General features: G+C 74.3%; 17 protein-coding genes. 13 read left to right on the top strand and 4 right to left on the bottom strand.

Annotated elements, in window-relative coordinates:
* Positions 1–3: 3 nt before the first annotated feature.
* The 5 genes from FE634_RS17175 (at position 4) to FE634_RS17155 (ending at position 5,124) form a co-directional block, all read left to right on the top strand.
* Positions 4–642 (top strand): nucleotidyltransferase family protein, encoded by a 639-nt coding sequence (locus FE634_RS17175; protein WP_148240806.1) that lies wholly within the window; start codon positions 4–6, stop codon positions 640–642.
* A 45-nt stretch (positions 643–687) separates the two neighbouring features.
* A complete protein-coding gene (locus tag FE634_RS17170; RefSeq protein ID WP_137293613.1) occupies positions 688–1,575 on the top strand; it encodes an AAA family ATPase in 888 nt (295 codons plus the stop codon).
* Positions 1,572–2,714 (top strand): vWA domain-containing protein, encoded by a 1,143-nt coding sequence (locus FE634_RS17165; RefSeq protein ID WP_148240805.1) that lies wholly within the window; start codon positions 1,572–1,574, stop codon positions 2,712–2,714. The genes FE634_RS17170 and FE634_RS17165 overlap by 4 nt, the downstream gene beginning before the upstream one ends.
* Complete coding sequence (locus FE634_RS17160; RefSeq protein WP_148240804.1) at positions 2,707–3,831, top strand: XdhC family protein; 1,125 nt, start codon at positions 2,707–2,709, stop codon at positions 3,829–3,831. The genes FE634_RS17165 and FE634_RS17160 overlap by 8 nt, the downstream gene beginning before the upstream one ends.
* 63 nt (positions 3,832–3,894) lie before the next feature.
* A complete protein-coding gene (locus tag FE634_RS17155) occupies positions 3,895–5,124 on the top strand; it encodes a transcriptional regulator (RefSeq protein WP_148240803.1) in 1,230 nt (409 codons plus the stop codon).
* Between the two features lie 21 nt (positions 5,125–5,145).
* Here the strand turns inward: FE634_RS17155 and FE634_RS17150 are convergent, their stop codons facing one another.
* Positions 5,146–5,652 carry a hypothetical protein gene (locus FE634_RS17150; RefSeq protein WP_138876580.1) on the bottom strand — a complete coding sequence of 169 codons (507 nt, stop codon included), beginning with the start codon at positions 5,650–5,652 and terminating at the stop codon, positions 5,146–5,148.
* A 152-nt stretch (positions 5,653–5,804) separates the two neighbouring features.
* On the opposite strand from FE634_RS17150, the gene FE634_RS17145 reads away from it, so the two are divergent.
* Genes FE634_RS17145 through FE634_RS17130 form a run of 4 tightly spaced genes read left to right on the top strand, consistent with a single transcriptional unit; the run spans position 5,805 to position 10,426 of the window.
* Positions 5,805–6,296, top strand: coding sequence for a (2Fe-2S)-binding protein (locus FE634_RS17145; protein WP_137293608.1), 492 nt, complete (start codon positions 5,805–5,807; stop codon positions 6,294–6,296).
* Positions 6,293–8,776, top strand: coding sequence for a xanthine dehydrogenase family protein molybdopterin-binding subunit (locus tag FE634_RS17140; protein ID WP_148240802.1), 2,484 nt, complete (start codon positions 6,293–6,295; stop codon positions 8,774–8,776). Before FE634_RS17145 ends, FE634_RS17140 begins: the two co-directional genes overlap by 4 nt.
* Complete coding sequence (locus tag FE634_RS17135) at positions 8,773–9,627, top strand: FAD binding domain-containing protein (RefSeq protein ID WP_148240801.1); 855 nt, start codon at positions 8,773–8,775, stop codon at positions 9,625–9,627. The genes FE634_RS17140 and FE634_RS17135 overlap by 4 nt, the downstream gene beginning before the upstream one ends.
* Positions 9,628–9,637: 10 nt before the next feature.
* On the top strand, positions 9,638–10,426 hold the full coding sequence (locus FE634_RS17130; protein WP_138876579.1) for an SRPBCC family protein: 789 nt from the start codon (positions 9,638–9,640) through the stop codon (positions 10,424–10,426).
* Positions 10,427–10,439: 13 nt separating this feature from the next.
* Here the strand turns inward: FE634_RS17130 and FE634_RS17125 are convergent, their stop codons facing one another.
* Complete coding sequence (locus FE634_RS17125; RefSeq protein ID WP_138876578.1) at positions 10,440–11,042, bottom strand: hypothetical protein; 603 nt, start codon at positions 11,040–11,042, stop codon at positions 10,440–10,442.
* A gap of 97 nt (positions 11,043–11,139) precedes the next feature.
* A complete protein-coding gene (locus FE634_RS17120; RefSeq protein WP_222847607.1) occupies positions 11,140–11,403 on the bottom strand; it encodes a DUF3253 domain-containing protein in 264 nt (87 codons plus the stop codon).
* A gap of 29 nt (positions 11,404–11,432) precedes the next feature.
* Between FE634_RS17120 and FE634_RS17115 the strand changes: the two genes are divergently transcribed.
* Together FE634_RS17115 and FE634_RS21810 are read left to right on the top strand one after the other, a co-directional pair.
* Entirely contained in the window at positions 11,433–12,521 is a 1,089-nt protein-coding gene (locus FE634_RS17115) for an alpha/beta hydrolase family protein (RefSeq protein ID WP_222847606.1), read from the top strand.
* 22 nt (positions 12,522–12,543) lie between these two features.
* Positions 12,544–13,632: a TerD family protein gene (locus FE634_RS21810; RefSeq protein WP_316043819.1), complete on the top strand. Its 1,089-nt coding sequence runs from the start codon at positions 12,544–12,546 to the stop codon at positions 13,630–13,632.
* A 760-nt stretch (positions 13,633–14,392) separates the two neighbouring features.
* On the opposite strand, the gene FE634_RS17105 is transcribed toward FE634_RS21810, so the two are convergent.
* A complete protein-coding gene (locus FE634_RS17105) occupies positions 14,393–15,157 on the bottom strand; it encodes an IclR family transcriptional regulator (protein ID WP_138876576.1) in 765 nt (254 codons plus the stop codon).
* Between the two features lie 101 nt (positions 15,158–15,258).
* Here FE634_RS17105 and FE634_RS17100 point away from each other — a divergent pair, with 101 nt between their 5' ends.
* Together FE634_RS17100 and FE634_RS17095 are read left to right on the top strand one after the other, a co-directional pair.
* Complete coding sequence (locus FE634_RS17100) at positions 15,259–16,038, top strand: CoA transferase subunit A (protein WP_138876575.1); 780 nt, start codon at positions 15,259–15,261, stop codon at positions 16,036–16,038.
* 1 nt (position 16,039) lies between these two features.
* Complete coding sequence (locus tag FE634_RS17095) at positions 16,040–16,672, top strand: 3-oxoacid CoA-transferase subunit B (protein ID WP_138876574.1); 633 nt, start codon at positions 16,040–16,042, stop codon at positions 16,670–16,672.
* The last annotated feature ends 31 nt before the right edge of the window (positions 16,673–16,703 follow it).

Raw genomic sequence — 16,703 nt, 5'->3', positions numbered from 1 at the left:
GTCGTGACTGCCGGACTGCTGCTCGCCGCCGGGGCCGGCTCCCGGATGGGCCGGCCGAAGGCCCTGGTGCACGACGCCGACGGCACGTCGTGGCTGGTCCGGTCGCTCGGCGTGCTGCGCGACGGCGGGTGCGAGCGCGTCACGGTGGTGCTCGGCGCGGCCGCCGACGACGCCGCCCGCCTCGTGCCCGCCGGCGTGCCGGTCGTGGTCGCGGGCGACTGGGCGACCGGCATGGCGGCGTCGCTGCGCGCCGGACTGGCCGCCCTCGACAGGGCTGCCGACAGGGCTGCCGACGGGGCGGACGACGGGGCAGCCGACGGGGCGGCCGACGGGGCGGCCGACGGGGCTGCCGGCGACGCGGTCGTCGTCCACCTCGTCGACCTGCCCGACGTGACCGCCGACGTGGTCCGCCGCGTCGCGGCCGGCGCCGGCCCGGCCACCCTGGCGCGGGCGTCGTACGACGGCGTGCCGGGTCACCCCGTCGTGCTCGGCCGCGAGCACTGGGCCGGCGTCGCCGCGGCCGCCGTCGGCGACGCCGGCGCCAAGCCCTACCTCGCCGCCCACGACGTGGCGCTGGTGGAGTGCGGCGACCTGGCCCGCGGCCACGACGTCGACTCCCCGCCCGCCGTCCCGGGCGGCTGACCGCGCCCAACCTCCCGCCAACAGGGCGGTGACTAGCCTGGCACGGTGACCCCGACGTCGACTGCGGAGACCGCCGAACGACTCGCGGCGACCGGCTACCTGTGCGACGACGACCTGGCCACCGTCGCCTACCTCGCGCTCGCGATGCAGCGGCCGCTGCTGCTGGAGGGCGAGCCCGGCACGGGCAAGACCGCGCTGGCGGAGGCGCTGGCGGAGGCGCTCGACGTCCCGCTGGTGCGGCTGCAGTGCTACGAGGGCATCGACGTGACGCAGGCGCTCTACGACTGGGACTTCCCGCGCCAGGTCCTGCACCTGCGCGCGCTGGAGGCGGTCGGCCGCGGCGACGCGGACGCCGACGGCGGCCTGGCCGAGGCCGAGAAGTCGCTGTACGACGAGCGGTTCCTGCTCGCTCGGCCGGTGCTGACCGCGCTGCGGAGCCCGGCGGTGCTGCTCGTCGACGAGGTCGACCGCGCCGACGACGAGTTCGAGGCGTTCCTGCTCGAGGTGCTCTCGACCTACCAGGTGAGCATCCCCGAGCTCGGGACGATCCGCGCGGCGACGCCCCCGGTCGTCGTCCTCACCTCCAACCGGACCCGCGAGCTGCACGACGCCACCAAGCGGCGCTGCCTCTACCACTGGATCGACCACCCCGCGCTGGCCCGTGAGGTGGCGATCGTGCGGTCCCGGGCACCCCAGGTGTCCGCGGCCCTCGCCGAGCAGGTCGTCGGCGTCGTCCAGGGGCTGCGCGAGCGCGGCGACCTCGAGAAGCCGCCCGGCGTCGCCGAGACCCTCGACTGGGCCCGCGCCCTGCACCAGCTGGGCACCACCGAGCTCGACCTCGAGACCGCGTCGCGCACCCTCGGCGCGCTGGTCAAGTACCGCGAGGACGGCGAGCGGGTGAAGCAGGCCCTCGACCAGATGCTGCGGGCATGAGCACCCCGTCCGCGCCGGGAACCACCCACGAGGTCGACGAGGTCCTGCTCGCCTTCACCCGCGCGCTGCGCGCCGCCGGCGTCCCGGTCACCCACGACCGCGCCGCCGGCTTCCTCGCCGCCGTCGCGACCGTGGGGCTCGCGGACCGACGGGCGACCTACGTGGCGGGCCGCGCGACGCTCTGCTCCTCGCCCGACGACCTGTTGCGCCACGACCAGGTCTTCGAGGCGTTCTTCGACCACCGCAGCGGACTCCCGCGGGAGCGTCCGGCCGCGCCGCGCGAGCAGCCGGTGCCCGCCGACCTCGCCCTCGACGAGCAGGACGGCGACGGTGACGGTGAGGAGCGCGAGGACGTCGTCCGGGCGCTGGCCAGCGACCTGGAGACCCTGCGGCACCGTGACGTCGCGGCGATGACGGCCGCCGAGAAGCACCGCCTTGCCGGGCTGTTCTCGACGCTGCGGCCCCGGCCGCCGATGCGCCGCACCGTGCGGCAGGAGCCGTGGCGGCGCGGGCAGGTCGACGCCGCGCGCACGATCCGGGCGAGCCTGCGCCTGCACGGGGAGCCGGCGCCGATCCAGTGGCGGCACCGCCGGCTGCGCCCGCGTCGCGTGGTGCTGCTCGTCGACGTCTCCGGGTCGATGAGCGGCTACGCCGACGCGCTGCTCCGCCTGGCCCACACGCTCACCCGGGCCCTCGCGGTCCGCGGGGGCCGGGTCGAGACGTTCACCGTCGGCACCCGGCTGACCCACCTCACCCGCGCGCTGCGCACCCACGACGTCGAGCGCGCCCTGGTCGCGGCCGGCGAGGCGGTCCCCGACTGGTCCGGCGGCACCCGCCTGGGCGAGACGCTGAAGGTCTTCCTCGACCGCTGGGGCCGGCGGGGCACGGCTCGCGGCGCGGTCGTCGTGGTGTTCAGCGACGGCTGGGAGCGCGGCGACGCCGTGCTCCTCGGCGAGCAGGTGCGCCGGCTGCGCGCGGTGGCGCACCGCGTCGTGTGGGTCAACCCGCACCGCGGCAAGACCGGCTACGAGCCGGTGCAGCAGGGCATCCTGGCGGTGCTGCCGCACGTCGACGCGCTGGTCGCCGGGCACACGCTCGCGACCTACGAGGAGCTGGTGGAGGTGGTGGCCCGTGCGTGACGTGCTCCCGGAGCTGCTGCGGTGGTGGGAGGCCGGCGAGACCGTCGGCGTCGGCACCGTCGTGGCGACGTTCCGCTCGGCCCCGCGGCCGCCCGGCGCCTCGATGCTGGTCGGTCCCGACGACACCGCCGTGGGCTCGGTCAGCGGCGGCTGCGTCGAGGGCGCCGTCTACGACCTCGCCCAGGAGGTGGTGGCCTCCGGCGAGCCGGTGCTGCACCGCTACGGCGTCTCCGACGACGACGCCTTCGCCGTCGGGCTGACCTGCGGCGGCATCCTCGACGTCTGGGTCGAGGAGGTCTCGCGCGACACCTTCCCCGAGCTCGCCGAGATCGCCGCCGACGTGGAGGCCGGCCGACCGGTCGCCCTCGCCACCGTCATCGAGCACCCCGACCCCGCCCGGCTCGGCACCCGGCTCGTCGTCCGCCCGGGAACGGAGTCGCCGGCGTCCTCGCCCCTCTGGTCCGACCGCGCCACGGACGCCGTGGGCGACGACGCCCTGGGGTTGCTGGCGCAGGGGGCGAACGCGACGCTCACCTACGGGCCCGACGGCGAGCGCCGCGGCGAGGGGATGCGGGTGTTCGTGTGGGCCTTCGCGCCCAAGCCGCGCCTGCTCGTGTTCGGCGCGATCGACTTCGCCGCCGCGGTGGCCCGGGTCGGGGCCTTCCTCGGCTACGACGTGACGGTCTGCGACGCGCGTCCGGTCTTCGCCACCGCCAGCCGCTTCCCGGACGCCGACCGGGTCGTCGTCGACTGGCCGCACCGCTACCTCGCGGCCGAGCAGGAGGCCGGCGCCGTCGACGGCCGGACGGTGGTGACCGTGCTGACCCACGACCCGAAGTTCGACGTCCCCCTGCTCGAGGTGGCGCTGCGGCTGCCCGAGGTGGCCTACGTCGGCGCGATGGGCTCCCGGCGCACCCACGACGACCGGATGGCCCGGCTGCGCGAGGCCGGGCTCACCGAGGCCGAGCTGGCCGGACTGTCCAGCCCGATCGGCCTCGACCTCGGCGCCCGGACCCCCGAGGAGACCGCGATCAGCATCGCCGCGGAGTTCATCGCCGGCCGCTGGGGTGGCAGCGGGCAGCCGCTGGCGACGCGGGAGGGTCGCATCCACGGCTGACCCGCCCGCCGGCCTGGGTCGAGGGGTGACCCCGGTCACACGCGGCGTTGTACCGTGCACGACATGCAGTCGGAGCTGGACGCCCGCAAGCGAGAGTGCCACCACGCGTGGACGACGTTCGTCGAGCACGGCGACCAGGTGGCACCCCTCGTGCGGCCCGAGATCCTCACCAGCTGGGCGCGCTCCGGCGCCGCGATCGACAGCGAGCTGACGGCGGCGCCGCTGGCCGACGAGTCCGAGACCGCCGCGATCTGGCGCGACTCGCCGCTGCAGGTCGCGGTCGAGCGGGTCGAGGAGGAGCTGCGCCGCACCGCCCAGGACGGCGACCTCGTGCTCGCCGTCACCGACGCCGACACCCGCATCCTGTGGACCTACGGCGGCCGGGTGATGCGCCGCAAGGCCGAGACGGTCAACTTCGTCCCCGGCGGGCGCTGGGACGACGAGTCGATCGGCACCAACGCCCTCGACCTGGCCAACCGCACCGACGCGCCGTCGATGGTCTTCAGCGCCGAGCACTACGCCTCGATCGTGCACAACTGGGTCTGCTGGGCCGCGCCGGTCCACGACCCCGTCAGCGGCCGCCAGCTCGGCGTCCTCGACCTGTCGACGACCTGGGACCGCACCCACCCCATCGGCCTGGCGACGGCACGGGTGATGGCCCGGCTGATCGAGACCGCGCTGCCGCACTCCAGCCACCACCCCTCGGCCCGCGCGCTCGACGACACCGGCGACCCGGGCCTCGTGCTCACCCTCCTCGGCACCGCCGAGGTGCGCCTCGACGGCCAGCGGCTGCTGCTCAACCGCCGGCAGACCGAGGTGCTCGCGCTGCTCGCGCTGCACCCCGGCGGGCTCAGCCTCGAGCAGCTCCACGCCCTGGTGTACGGCGACCAGGCGGTCACGTTCTCGACCCTCAAGGCCGAGGTGTCCCACCTGCGCGCCGCCCTCGGCGGCCAGCTCTCCTCGCGCCCCTACAAGCTGCTGATGCCGATCGACACCGACGTCGACCACGTGCTCGGGCTGCTGCGTCGCGGACGGGTCGCCGAGGCCGTCGAGTGCTACGGCGGCGACCTCCTGCCCGGCACCAACTCGCCCGCGCTGGCCGAGCTGGGGGAGTACGTCGCCGTCGCCGTCCGCGAGGCGCTGCTGGCCGAGCCCGACCCGGACGCCGTGCTCACCTACGCCGAGCGCTCGCCCTACGACACCGCCGTGGTCGAGCACTGCCTCGCCGTCCTGGGCGAGAGCGCACACCGGGCCAAGCCGCTGCTCAAGGCGCGGCTGGCCGCCGCCCACTGACGCCGGCCGGTCCACGACGGGTCAGTCGAGGCACGGCCCGGCGTTCGCGCTCGCCGTGTCGGAGTAGAGCTGCACGCACACGACCGGCTCGAGGAGGTCGTCGGAGTCGGAGTCGCGCGCCGGGCGGACCTCGTACCAGGTGTTCGAGTCCTCGCCCTCCGGGTCGACCTCGTCGCTCACGTCGACGGCCTCCAGGTCGCGGTCGAGCAGGACGGCGGCCTCGGCGGCGATCCGCTGCGCCGTGACCCCCGGGCCGGAGGCCAGGCCGACGGCGAGGTCGGTCGCCTCCTCCAGCTCCTCCTCGCTCAACCGCACGTGGTCGAGGGTGACGACCAGCAGGAAGCCGCCCACGACGACCAGCGCGGCCCAGTTGCGCACGTCGAGCAGGGTGTGGCCCTCCGGGGCCGGCTCCGCCGCCCCGGGGCGGGTCCAGGCGGTGACGTTGCGGTGCCAGCGGCGCGACCCGGTGAGGGCGATCGCGGCCAGCACCGCGACCAGGGTCCACGACGCGACGAGGAGGTAGGTCATGTGCCGACTGTCTCCGGCGCACGGACCCGCAAACGTGGCCGGGCCCCCGGCGCCGGCCCGACGCGCTCGCCAACCCCCGGCCAACCCTCCCCGCCTAGCGTGACGTGGGTCACGCGCAGCTGCGCGCAGCGTCCTCGTGCCAAGGGAGAGACATGACCCGGATCAACCTCACCGTCGACGGCGCCAAGGTGGCCGACGACGTCGAACCGCGGATGCTGCTGGTGCAGTACCTGCGGGAGAAGCTCGGCAAGACCGGCACCGTCATCGGGTGCGACACCAGCAACTGCGGCGCGTGCACCGTGCACCTCGACGGCACCAGCGTGAAGTCGTGCAACGTGCTCGCGGTGCAGGCCGACGGGGCCCAGGTCACCACCATCGAGGGCCTCGCCGCCACGCACGACGGCGGCGAGCTGCACCCGGTGCAGGAGGCCTTCCGCGAGTGCCACGGCCTGCAGTGCGGCTTCTGCACCCCGGGGATGATCATGCAGACGACGGCGCTGCTGGCCGAGAACCCGGACCCGTCCGAGGAGGAGATCCGGCTCGGGCTCGAGGGCAACCTGTGCCGCTGCACCGGCTACCACAACATCGTCAAGGCCGTGCAGCACGCGGCGGCGCAGGGCCGGTCCGAGGGGGTCAGCTCGTGACCGCCGTCCAGGACGCCCCCGAGGCGCAGAAGGAGATCGGCCGCGACCGCCGGCGCAAGGAGGACCAGCGCCTCATCACCGGTCGCACCCGGTGGACCGACAACATCACCCTCCCCGGGATGCTGCACCTCGCGATGGTCCGCAGCCCCTTCGCGCACGCCCGGATCAACGGCATCGACACCGCCGAGGCGACGGCGTCCACCAACGTCGTGGCCGTGCTCACCGGCGCCGACCTCGGCGAGACGCAGGGCGCCTGCATCAACGCCTGGCCGATCACGCCGGAGCAGGTCACGCCCACGCACCTGCCGATGCCCAGCGACCGGGTCGCCTTCGCCGGCGAGATCGTCGCGGTCGTCGTGGCGCGGACCGCCGCCGAGGCGCGCGACGCCGCCGAGCTGGTCGACGTCGACTACGAGGAGCTGCCCGCCGTCGTGGGGCTCAAGAACGCCATCAAGGACGAGGTGCTGGCCCACCCCGACCTCGGCACCAACAAGTCGGCGTTCTGGCGCTTCGACTCCGAGGAGGCCGGCACCGGCGGCAACGTCGACGAGGCCATCGCCAAGGCGCGCACCGACGGCGTCGTCATCGAGCGCGAGTACCGCCAGCAGCGGCTCATCCCGGCGTTCATGGAGCCGCGCTCGGTGGTCGTGGACCCCACCGGCGAGCAGATCACCATCTGGTCGGCCACCCAGATCCCGCACATCCTGCGCTTCGCGCTGGCCGCGACGACCGGCGTCCCCGAGTCGAAGATCCGGGTGATCGCGCCCGACGTCGGCGGCGGGTTCGGCGGCAAGCTGCAGCAGACGCCGGAGGAGATGATCGCCTTCGCCGTCGGACGGCGGCTCGGCAAGCCGGTCAAGTACACCGAGACCCGCAGCGAGAGCCTCGTCAGCGGCCACCACGGTCGCGACCAGTGGCAGAAGCTGACCATGTCGGCCGAGAAGGACGGCACCGTCACCGGCTTCAAGGTCGAGCTCCTCGCCGACCTCGGCGCCTACGTCGCCATCGTCGGCGGCGGCGTCCCGGTGCTCGGCGCGTTCATGTTCAACGCGATCTACAAGTTCCCCGCCTACCAGTTCAACTGCCAGACGGTGCTCACCAACACCACGTGGACCGACGCCTACCGCGGCGCCGGCCGGCCCGAGGCGACCTTCGGCGTCGAGCGGATGATGGACGAGCTGGCCGCCGAGGTCGGGGTCGACCCGATGCAGATCCGCCAGCAGAACTGGATCACCCACGAGGAGTTCCCCTTCACCACGGTGGCCGGCCTCGAGTACGACTCCGGCAACTACGAGGCCGCCACCGCGCGGGCCATGGAGATGTTCGGGTACGACGAGCTGCGGGCCGAGCAGAAGCGGCGCCGGGAGTCCGGCGACACCGTCCAGCTCGGTCTCGGCATCTCGACGTTCACCGAGATGTGCGGCCTCGCGCCGAGCCGGGTGCTGGGCTCGCTCGACTACGGCGCCGGCGGCTGGGAGCACGCGAGCGTGCGGATGCTGGCCACCGGCACGGTCGAGGTCGTCACCGGCGCGAGCTCGCACGGGCAGGGCCACGAGACGGCGTTCAGCCAGATCGTCGCCGACCGGCTCGGCGTCCCGTTCGAGAACGTCGAGGTGCTGCACGGCGACACCCAGATCGCGCACAAGGGTCTCGACACCTACGGCTCGCGGTCGCTGGTCGTCGGCGGCGAGGCGCTGGTCCGCGCGGCCGACAAGGTGATCGAGAAGGCGCTCCCGTTCGCCGCCCACCTCCTGGAGGCCAGCGAGGACGACCTGAAGTTCCACGAGGGGCGATTCCAGGTCGTCGGCACCGACCAGGGCATCGGCCTGACGGAGATCGCCACGGCGGCCTTCGCCGCGCACAACCTGCCCGACGGGGCCGAGCCGTCGATCGACGCCGAGGCGACCTTCGACCCGGTGAACTTCAACTACCCCCACGGCACGCACCTGTGCGCGATGGAGGTCGACACCGAGACCGGTGCGGTCAACATCCGCAAGTACGTGTGCTGCGACGACATCGGCAACATCGTCAACCCGCTGATCGTGGCCGGGCAGATGCACGGCGGCCTGGTGCAGGGCATCGCGCAGGCGCTGTGGGAGGAGGCGGTCCACGACGACGCCGGCACCCTGGTGTCCGGGTCGTTCGTCGACTACCTGCTCCCGACGGCGGCCGACACGCTCAGCTTCGAGATCGACCACACCACGACGCCGGCGACGACCAACTCGCTCGGCACCAAGGGCGTGGGCGAGGCCGGCACGATCGCCTCGACCCCGGCCGTGGTGAACGCCGTCGTCGACGCCGTGCGGCACCTCGGCGTGACCGACGTCCAGATGCCGTGCACGCCCGAGCGGGTCTGGATGGCGATCAACGCACCCGGCCACGGCCACGACGGCGGACCCGCGACGCAGGAGGCGGCGATGCCGCACTTCGACCCCGACGCCGAACCCGGCCCGAGCAGCACGGAAGGAGCGGGCTCATGATCCCCGCGCAGTTCGACTACCTGGCGCCGACGTCCGTCGAGGACGCGCTGGCGGCCCTCGCCGAGCACGGCGACGACGCGAAGATCATCGCCGGTGGGCAGAGCCTGCTGCCGGTGCTGCGGATGCGTCTCAACGCCCCCGAGGTCGTCATCGACCTCGGCAAGATCGCCTCGCTGCGCGGCGTCCGCGACGACGGCGACGCGATCGTCATCGGGGCGATGACGCCGCACGCGGTGGTCGGGTCCGACCCGCTGGTCGCCGAGCACGCGGCGCTGATCAGCAAGGCGGTCGAGCACCTCGCCGACGCCCAGATCCGGCACCGCGGCACCTTCGGCGGCGCCCTCGCCCACGCCGACCCGGCCGGGGACCTGGGGGCTCCCACGCTCGCCCTCGGCGCCGAGTTCGTGATCGCGGGACCCGGCGGCAGCCGCACGGTCCCGGCCGAGGAGTTCTTCGTCGACCTCTTCGAGACCGCGATCGGCGAGGACGAGATCCTCACCGAGGTCCGGGTGCCCAAGCACACCGGGTGGGGCGCGCACTACGAGAAGTTCGTGCGGGTGGCGCACCAGTGGCCGATCGTGGCGGTGGCCGCGGCCGTGCGGGTCGACGGCGCCACCATCGCGGAGGCGCGGATCGGGCTCACCAACATGGGCAACACGCCGCTGCGGGCCCGCACCGTCGAGGACGCGCTCGCGGGGCAGCCCGTCACCGACGACGCCGTCCGCGCGGCCGCCGCGCACGCGGCCGACGGCGCCAACCCGCCGTCCGACCTCAACGGCGCCGCCGACTACCGGCGGCACCTGTCGACGGTGCTGACCCGGCGCGCGGTGCTCGCCGCGGCCGGGGGCTGAGGGGACGCCGATGGACCTCACCCACCGGTTCACCGTCCCGATCGGCGTCGAGGAGACGTGGGCGGCCTTCCAGGACATCGCAGCGCTCGCCGAGTGCTTCCCGGGTGCCCAGGTCACCTCGGCCGACGGCGCCACCTTCGCCGGCTCGGTCAAGGTCAAGCTCGGCCCGATCGCGCTGGTCTACAACGGCTCCGGCACCTTCGTCGAGAAGGACGACGCCGCGCACCGGTTCCTGGTCGACGCCAAGGGCAAGGACAAGCGCGGCAACGGCACCGCCGGGGCGAAGGTGGCGCTGTCGATGGTCGAGCACGCCGGCGCGAGCGGGCCGGCCACCGACGTCGAGGTGGTCACCGACCTCGCGATCACCGGCAAGCCGGCCCAGTTCGGGCGCGGCGTCATGCAGGACGTCTCCGACAAGCTGCTCGGCCAGTTCGTGGCCTGCCTCGAGCAGCGCCTCACGGCGCCGCCCGAGCCGGAGCCGGACCCGCCCGCGCCCGAGCCGGCGTCCGAGCCGGCGTCCGAGCTCGAGGCGACGCCGACGACGTTCGCGCCCGACCTCGAGCCCACCCCGATCGCGGACGCCGCGGCGGCCGCTCCCCAGCCCGCGGCCCAACCGGCGGCACCGGCCCCCGCGCCGCGGGCGGTACCGCCGCCGCGCGCCGTCCCGAACCGGCCGCCGGACGACGACGCGCTCAACCTCGGGGCGGCGGTGCTCCCGGTGCTGGCGAGGAGCTACTGGAAGCAGGGCCTCGCCGGGCTGGTCGCGGTGCTGCTGGTGTGGCGGGTCCTGCGCCGCTGAGAGGCCGGAGCGGTCAGCCGGCGACGACGTGCCCGTGGAGCTGACAGTTGTTGGTCTCGTCGGCGACGAGCCGGCCGGACACCACGGTGCCGTCGTCGCCGACGTAGTCGAACAGCACCAGGTTGACGTTGGCGTTCGCCGCGGCGGGGATGAGGTCGAAGGTGTCGCTCGGGTCGAAGGCCGCGTCCTCGATGTCGTCCTCGATCGGGTCGTCCGGGAGTGGGCTGGAGTCGCCGAACACGAAGGTCGAGATGAAGCCGCCGGAGCGGGTCGTGCGGGCGACCAGCCGGGTGTCGTAGACGGCGGAACAGGTCGCGGTGAGCGAGAGCCCGCCCTGGTTGTAGATGACCCGGGCGGGCGTGGACGGCGGCACCTTGTAGCGGACCTTGGTCACGCTCTGTCCGTTCACCCTCGCCGCACCTGGGACCGTTCCGAGTGCGCTCTCCCGGACGTCCTGGCCGGTGAGCGTGTCGTTCTTGACCTTCGAGGTCGTCACCGCGTTGTTCTTGATGTCCTTCGTCCCGATCTTGGTGGCGGCGTAACCGGTGCCGCCCAGGGCGACGACGAGAGCGAGGGTCGAGGTGACAGCGGCGTAGCGGCCGGCGGTGACGGGCATGGGGTGTCCTGGGGGTGGGAGCGGATGGTCCGGGTCCCGGACATTCGATCCCGCGGCCGGTCCCGTGGCCATGGCCCGGACGGGTCTTGACGAGTGCTCAGCGAGCGTGGCCGACCCGGATCGGCCCGGACGCCGTCAGCGGGTCGACGGGCTCGCCGCGCTGGGTGACGACGACCCGGCCGGCCGTGACCAGCCGGCCGGCGGCGCGGCGGGCGGCGTCCATCAGGGCGCGCCAGTCGTCGCGGCCTAGGTCGGCGGCCACGGCCCGCGCCGCCTCCGACGGGCAGATCGTCCTGCCGTGGTCGCGGGCGTCGAGCAGCGCGAGGATCGAGGCCTCGAGGGCACGGTCGGTACGGTCCACGCCTCCCATGGTGCCCGTAGCGTCGCAGCATGCGCCGCACCTTCTCGTTGCTGCTCGTCGCGTCCCTGACCCTCGTCGGCTGCTCGGCGGGCGACGAGGAGCCCGATGCCGGACCGACGTCGTCCTCGCCGGCGGCGCCGTCGCCCAGCGAGTCGGGCCCGTCCGAGCCGTCCGAGGCCGCCGAGCCGTCGGCGCCGACCACGCCGACCACGCCGACCGCGCCGGCCGAGCCCGCCGAGGACCCGCTGCCACCGGTCACGAACGAGCTGTCGCTGCCGGCGCTGATGCGCGAGCCGCTGACCGGCCGCGGCCTGCGGGTCACCCGCACGGTCACCGAGCAGCCGGGCTACACCCAGCAGGAGATCACCTACCGCAGCGACGACCTCACGATCTCCGGTGAGCTCTTCCGCCCGACCGGGCGCGGCCCGTTCCCGGCGATCGTGCTCAACCACGGCTACATCGACCCCGCCTACTACGAGACCGGCCAGGGCCTGGCCCGCGAGCAGCTGTGGCTGGTCCAGGCCGGCTACGTCGTCCTGCACACCGACTACCGCGGCCACGCGACGTCCGACGACGTCCCCCAGGTCGACCTCGAGTCCCGGCTCGGCTACGCGCGCGACGCCGCGAACGCCGTCCGGGCGCTGCGGCAGCAGCCCTACGTCGACGGCGAGCGGGTCGGCATGCTCGGCCGGTCGATGGGCGGCGGGGTCACCCAGAACGTGCTCGTCGCCTACCCGGGCCTCGTCGACGCCGCGGTGGTCTACGCGTCGGTGAGCTCGGACTTCGTCGAGAATGTCCGCCAGTTCACCGAGCCCAACCGGCCCGAGGCGGCGCAGGGCTACCACGACCAGTTCGGGACACCGCGCAGCGCGCCGGAGTTCTACGACGGGCTCTCCCCGCGCACCTACTTCGACCGGATCACCGAGCCGGTGCTGTCGCTGCACGGCGCGGTCGACGCGACCTGCCCGCCGCGGTGGGCCCGCGACACCCAGCGGCTGATGACCCGCGCCGGCGTCGACGCCACCCTCGAGCTGTACGACGGGGAGGACCACACGTTCTACAGCCGCTGGGAGGACTCCATCCGGCGCACCGACCGGTTCTTCGAGCGTCACCTGTGATCGGCCTGGGTAGGGTCCGAGCATGAGCGGCGTGACCGACCCCCGCGGTGCCTACCGTGCCGACCTGGCCAGCGACAACATCACCTGGTTCACCCAGCAGGCGCCCCCCGACGCCCTGGTCGACCACGTCCTCGGACTGCTCGACCTCCGACGCACCGACCTGCGCCCGACGCCCCACGGCGGCGGCGTCGCCACGACCGACGGGTCGCTGCGGCTGACCGCCGTCGCCGGCCCGCACGGCGCCGCCTGCTCGGTGTGGAGCGACGCACCGGCCGGCGCCACCCGGGTCACCGAAGCGCTGAACCGGGAGTCGCACGCGATGATGGCGGCCTTCAACCGCGGCGAGCAGGCCACGAACGCCGCCCACGCGCGCTGGGCGCCGCTCGTCGGTGGAGCGGTCCGCCCCGACTTCGAGGGCTCGCCGGTGCTCGGCGTGGTCGAGGACGCCGACGTCGTCCCGATCCTCGCCCCGCCCCCACCGCCGGCCCCGCCGCCGGCCAGCTCATCCGCCCCGGCGCCCGCCGGTGGGCCGGGGCGGGTGGTGAGCCTGCGCAAGGGCGGCAACGTGTCGCTGACCAAGGAGGTCGCCGAGCTGTCGACGATCAGCGTCGGCCTCGGCTGGGACGTCGCCGACGGCTCCGGGCCGGGCTACGACCTCGACGCCTCGGCGATCATGTGCGGCTCCTCGGGCCGGGTGCTCTCCGACCAGCACTTCGTGTTCTTCAACAACCTCGCCTCGCCCGACGGCACGGTGCGCCACACCGGCGACAACCTCACCGGCGAGGGCGACGGCGACGACGAGGTGATCGAGGTCGACCTCGCGCGGATGGCCGCCGAGGTCGACCGGATCGTCTTCCCGGTCTCGATCTACGACGCCGACGCCCGCCGGCAGAGCTTCGGCCAGGTCCACAACGCCTTCATCCGCCTGGTCGACGCCGCCGAGCACCGCGAGATCGCCCGCTACGACCTCTCCGAGGACGCCTCGGTCGAGACCGCGATGATCTTCGGCGAGGTCTACCGCCGCGACGGCGAGTGGAAGTTCCGCGCGGTCGGCCAGGGCTACGCCTCCGGCCTGCACGGCATCGCCCTCGAGTTCGGCGTCGACGTCTAGCACCCGCCGGCTCGACCTACGGGGGTGGCCCGGTGGTCTCGACTCGGCTCGCTGACGCTCGCCGGCTCGACCAGCGGGGGCGTCCGGTGGTCGAGCCGCGGGGACGGAGTCGCCGCGAGTCGAGACCGGCCGGTCACGACCGGTCGCGGAGCGACCGCGACAGGTCGTGGGCGGCGCGCAGCAGCAGCTCGCCGAGTTGCGGGGGCGTCCGGTGGTCGAGCCGCGGGGAGGGAGTCACCGCGAGTCGAGACCGGCCGGTCACGACCGGTCGCGCAGCGCCCGCGACAGGTCGTGGGCGGCGCGCAGCAGCAGCTCGCCGAGCTCGCGGGGGCGGCCGGTGGTCGAGCCGCGGGGACGGAGTCACCGCGAGTCGAGACCGGCCGGTCACGACCGGTCGCGCAGCGCCCGCGACAGGTCGTGGGCGGCGCGCAGCACAGCTCGCCGAGCTCGCGGGGGCGTCCGGTGGTCGAGCCGCGGGGACGGAGTCACCGCGAGTCGAGACCGGCCGGTCACGACCGGTCGCGCAGCGCCCGCGACAGGTCGTGGGCGGCGCGCAGCAGCAGCTCGCCGAGCTCGCGGGGGCGTCCGGTGGTCGAGCCGCGGGGACGGAGTCACCGCGAGTCGAGACCGGCCGGTCACGACCGGTCGCGCAGCGCCCGTGACAGGTCGTGGGCGGCGCGCAGCAGCAGCTCGCCGAGCTGCGGCGGCGTCCGGTGGTCGAGCCGCGGGGACGGAGTCACCGCGAGTCGAGACCGGCCGGTCACGACCGGTCGCGCAGCGCCCGTGACAGGTCGTGGGCGGCGCGCAGCAGCAGCTCGCCGAGCTCGCGGCGGCGGACCTCGCCGAAGCGCTGCTCGATGCCGGTCAGGCTCAGCGCCCACTGCGGGCGCCCGTCGCGGTCGAAGACGGCCGCGCCCATGCCCCAGCTGCCCTCGACGAGGAGGCCCGGGTTGACGGCGTACCCGGTCTCGCGGGTGGCGCTGACTCGCGCGCGCAGCGCCCGCGCGGAGTGTCCCGGGCCGTGCTCCACCGTCAGGTCGGTGCGGGCGAGGTAGTCGCGGGCCTCGGCGTCCGGGAGGTGGGCCAGGATCACCAGCCCGGCCGAGGCGACGCCGAGCGGGAACCGGATGCCCTCGTGCAGCACGTGCGACCGGATCGGGAAGCTGCCGTCCTCGCGGACCAGGCAGATCGTCTCGTCGCCGCGCCGGGCGGAGAGGAAGGCACTCTCACCGGTCGCCACCGACAGCCGCCGGACGACGGGCCGGGCGAGCGCGGTGACGTCGTAGCGGGCCCGCGCCGCGCCGCCGAGCAGGTACAGCTCGGGGCCGAGCAGCCAGCGCCCGGTGTCGCCGTCGCGGTCGAGCAGCCCCTCGGCCAGCAGCGACGTCAGCAGCCGGTGCACCGTCGGGCGGGCCAGCCCGGTGCCGCGGGCCAGCTCGGACGTCGTCGCGCCGTCCGGCTCGTGGGCGGCGACCTCGCGCAGGGTCGCGCCGACGCGCCCGACGACGCTGACGGGGGTGTCCACCTGGTGAACGCTAGCGTCCACCGCGGTTCGCTGGGTGACTGATCCCGCTCCCGCGGCCGTGCGCGGTTGACGACGGCGTCCGGCTCGGGTGAGGTCGGGGCATGGACAAGGTGGTGGGCTCGGCGGCCGACGCGGTCGCCGACATCGGATCGGGATCGACCATCGCGGTCGGCGGCTTCGGGTTGTGCGGCGTGCCGTCGACCCTCATCGACGCGCTGCTCGCGGCCGGCGTCGGCGACCTCGAGGCGTTCTCCAACAACGCCGGCGTCGACGACAAGGGGCTCGGGCGGCTGCTCGCGGCCGGACGGCTGCGGCGGATGGTGGCCTCCTACGTGGGGGAGAACAAGGAGTTCGCCCGGCAGTACCTCTCCGGCGAGCTCGAGGTCGAGCTGACCCCGCAGGGCACGCTCGCCGAGCGGATGCGCGCCGGCGGCAGCGGGATCGCGGCGTTCTTCACCGCCACCGGCGGCGGCACGCAGGTCGCCGAGGGCGGGCTGCCGTGGCGCTACGACTCCGAGGGCAACGTGACGCTCGCCTCGCCCCCCAAGGAGACCCGGGTCTTCGACGTCGACGGCGAGCCGCGCGAGTTCGTGCTGGAGGAGGGCATCACCGCCGACTTCGGCCTGGTGCGCGCCTGGAAGGGCGACCGGCACGGCAACCTCGTCTACCGCCGGTCGGCGCGCAACTTCAACCCGCTCGCCGCCATGTGCGGCCGGGTCACCCTCGCCGAGGTCGAGCACCTCGTCGAGCCCGGCGAGCTCGACCCCGACACCATCCACACGCCCGGCGTGTTCGTGCAGCGCGTCGTCGTGCTGACCCCGGAGCAGGCGGCCGACAAGCCGATCGAGAAGCGCACCGTGCGCACGCGGGAAGGTGCCTGACATGAGCTGGACACGCGAGGAGATGGCCGCCCGGGCGGCGGCCGAGCTGACCGACGGGTCCTACGTGAACCTCGGGATCGGGCTGCCGACGCTGGTGCCCAACTACGTCGCCGACGACGTCGAGCTGGTGCTGCAGTCCGAGAACGGCGTCCTCGGCACCGGTGCCTACCCGTGGGAGGGCGAGGAGGACGCCGACCTCATCAACGCCGGCAAGGAGACCGTCACCCTGCGCGCGGGCGCGTCGTTCTTCGACTCCGCGACCAGCTTCGGGATGATCCGCGGCGGCAAGATCGACGCCGCGATCCTCGGCGCGATGCAGGTCAGCGCGGCCGGCGACATCGCCAACTGGATGATCCCCGGCAAGATGGTCAAGGGCATGGGCGGGGCGATGGACCTCGTCCACGGCGCGAAGCGGGTGATCGTGCTGATGGAGCACGTGGCCCGGGACGGCTCCTACAAGATCGTCGAGGAGTGCTCGCTGCCCTACACCGGCAAGCGGGTCGTGCAGCGCATCATCACCGACCTGGCCGTCGTCGACGTCACGCCCGACGGGCTGCTGCTCGTGGAGGTCGCCCCCGGCGTCACCGAGGACGAGGTCCGGGAGAAGACCGAGCCCGCGCTGCTCACCCCCTGACGCAGACGCCGCCGCGCCCGGGTGGGCGCGG

The organism is Nocardioides sp. S-1144 (assembly GCF_005954645.2).
Lineage (GTDB): Bacteria > Actinomycetota > Actinomycetes > Propionibacteriales > Nocardioidaceae > Nocardioides > Nocardioides dongxiaopingii.
This window is presented reverse-complemented; position numbering and strand designations above follow the sequence as displayed.

Coding starts and splice junctions, on each gene's coding strand:
- FE634_RS17165 (WP_148240805.1), top strand. CDS start 1,572: ATGAGCACCCCGTCCGCGCCGGGAACCACCCACGAGGTCGACGAGGTC.
- FE634_RS17155 (WP_148240803.1), top strand. CDS start 3,895: ATGCAGTCGGAGCTGGACGCCCGCAAGCGAGAGTGCCACCACGCGTGG.
- FE634_RS17150 (WP_138876580.1), bottom strand. CDS start 5,652: ATGACCTACCTCCTCGTCGCGTCGTGGACCCTGGTCGCGGTGCTGGCC.
- FE634_RS17145 (WP_137293608.1), top strand. CDS start 5,805: ATGACCCGGATCAACCTCACCGTCGACGGCGCCAAGGTGGCCGACGAC.
- FE634_RS17135 (WP_148240801.1), top strand. CDS start 8,773: ATGATCCCCGCGCAGTTCGACTACCTGGCGCCGACGTCCGTCGAGGAC.
- FE634_RS17130 (WP_138876579.1), top strand. CDS start 9,638: ATGGACCTCACCCACCGGTTCACCGTCCCGATCGGCGTCGAGGAGACG.
- FE634_RS17125 (WP_138876578.1), bottom strand. CDS start 11,042: ATGCCCGTCACCGCCGGCCGCTACGCCGCTGTCACCTCGACCCTCGCT.
- FE634_RS17115 (WP_222847606.1), top strand. CDS start 11,433: ATGCGCCGCACCTTCTCGTTGCTGCTCGTCGCGTCCCTGACCCTCGTC.
- FE634_RS21810 (WP_316043819.1), top strand. CDS start 12,544: ATGAGCGGCGTGACCGACCCCCGCGGTGCCTACCGTGCCGACCTGGCC.
- FE634_RS17100 (WP_138876575.1), top strand. CDS start 15,259: ATGGACAAGGTGGTGGGCTCGGCGGCCGACGCGGTCGCCGACATCGGA.
- FE634_RS17095 (WP_138876574.1), top strand. CDS start 16,040: ATGAGCTGGACACGCGAGGAGATGGCCGCCCGGGCGGCGGCCGAGCTG.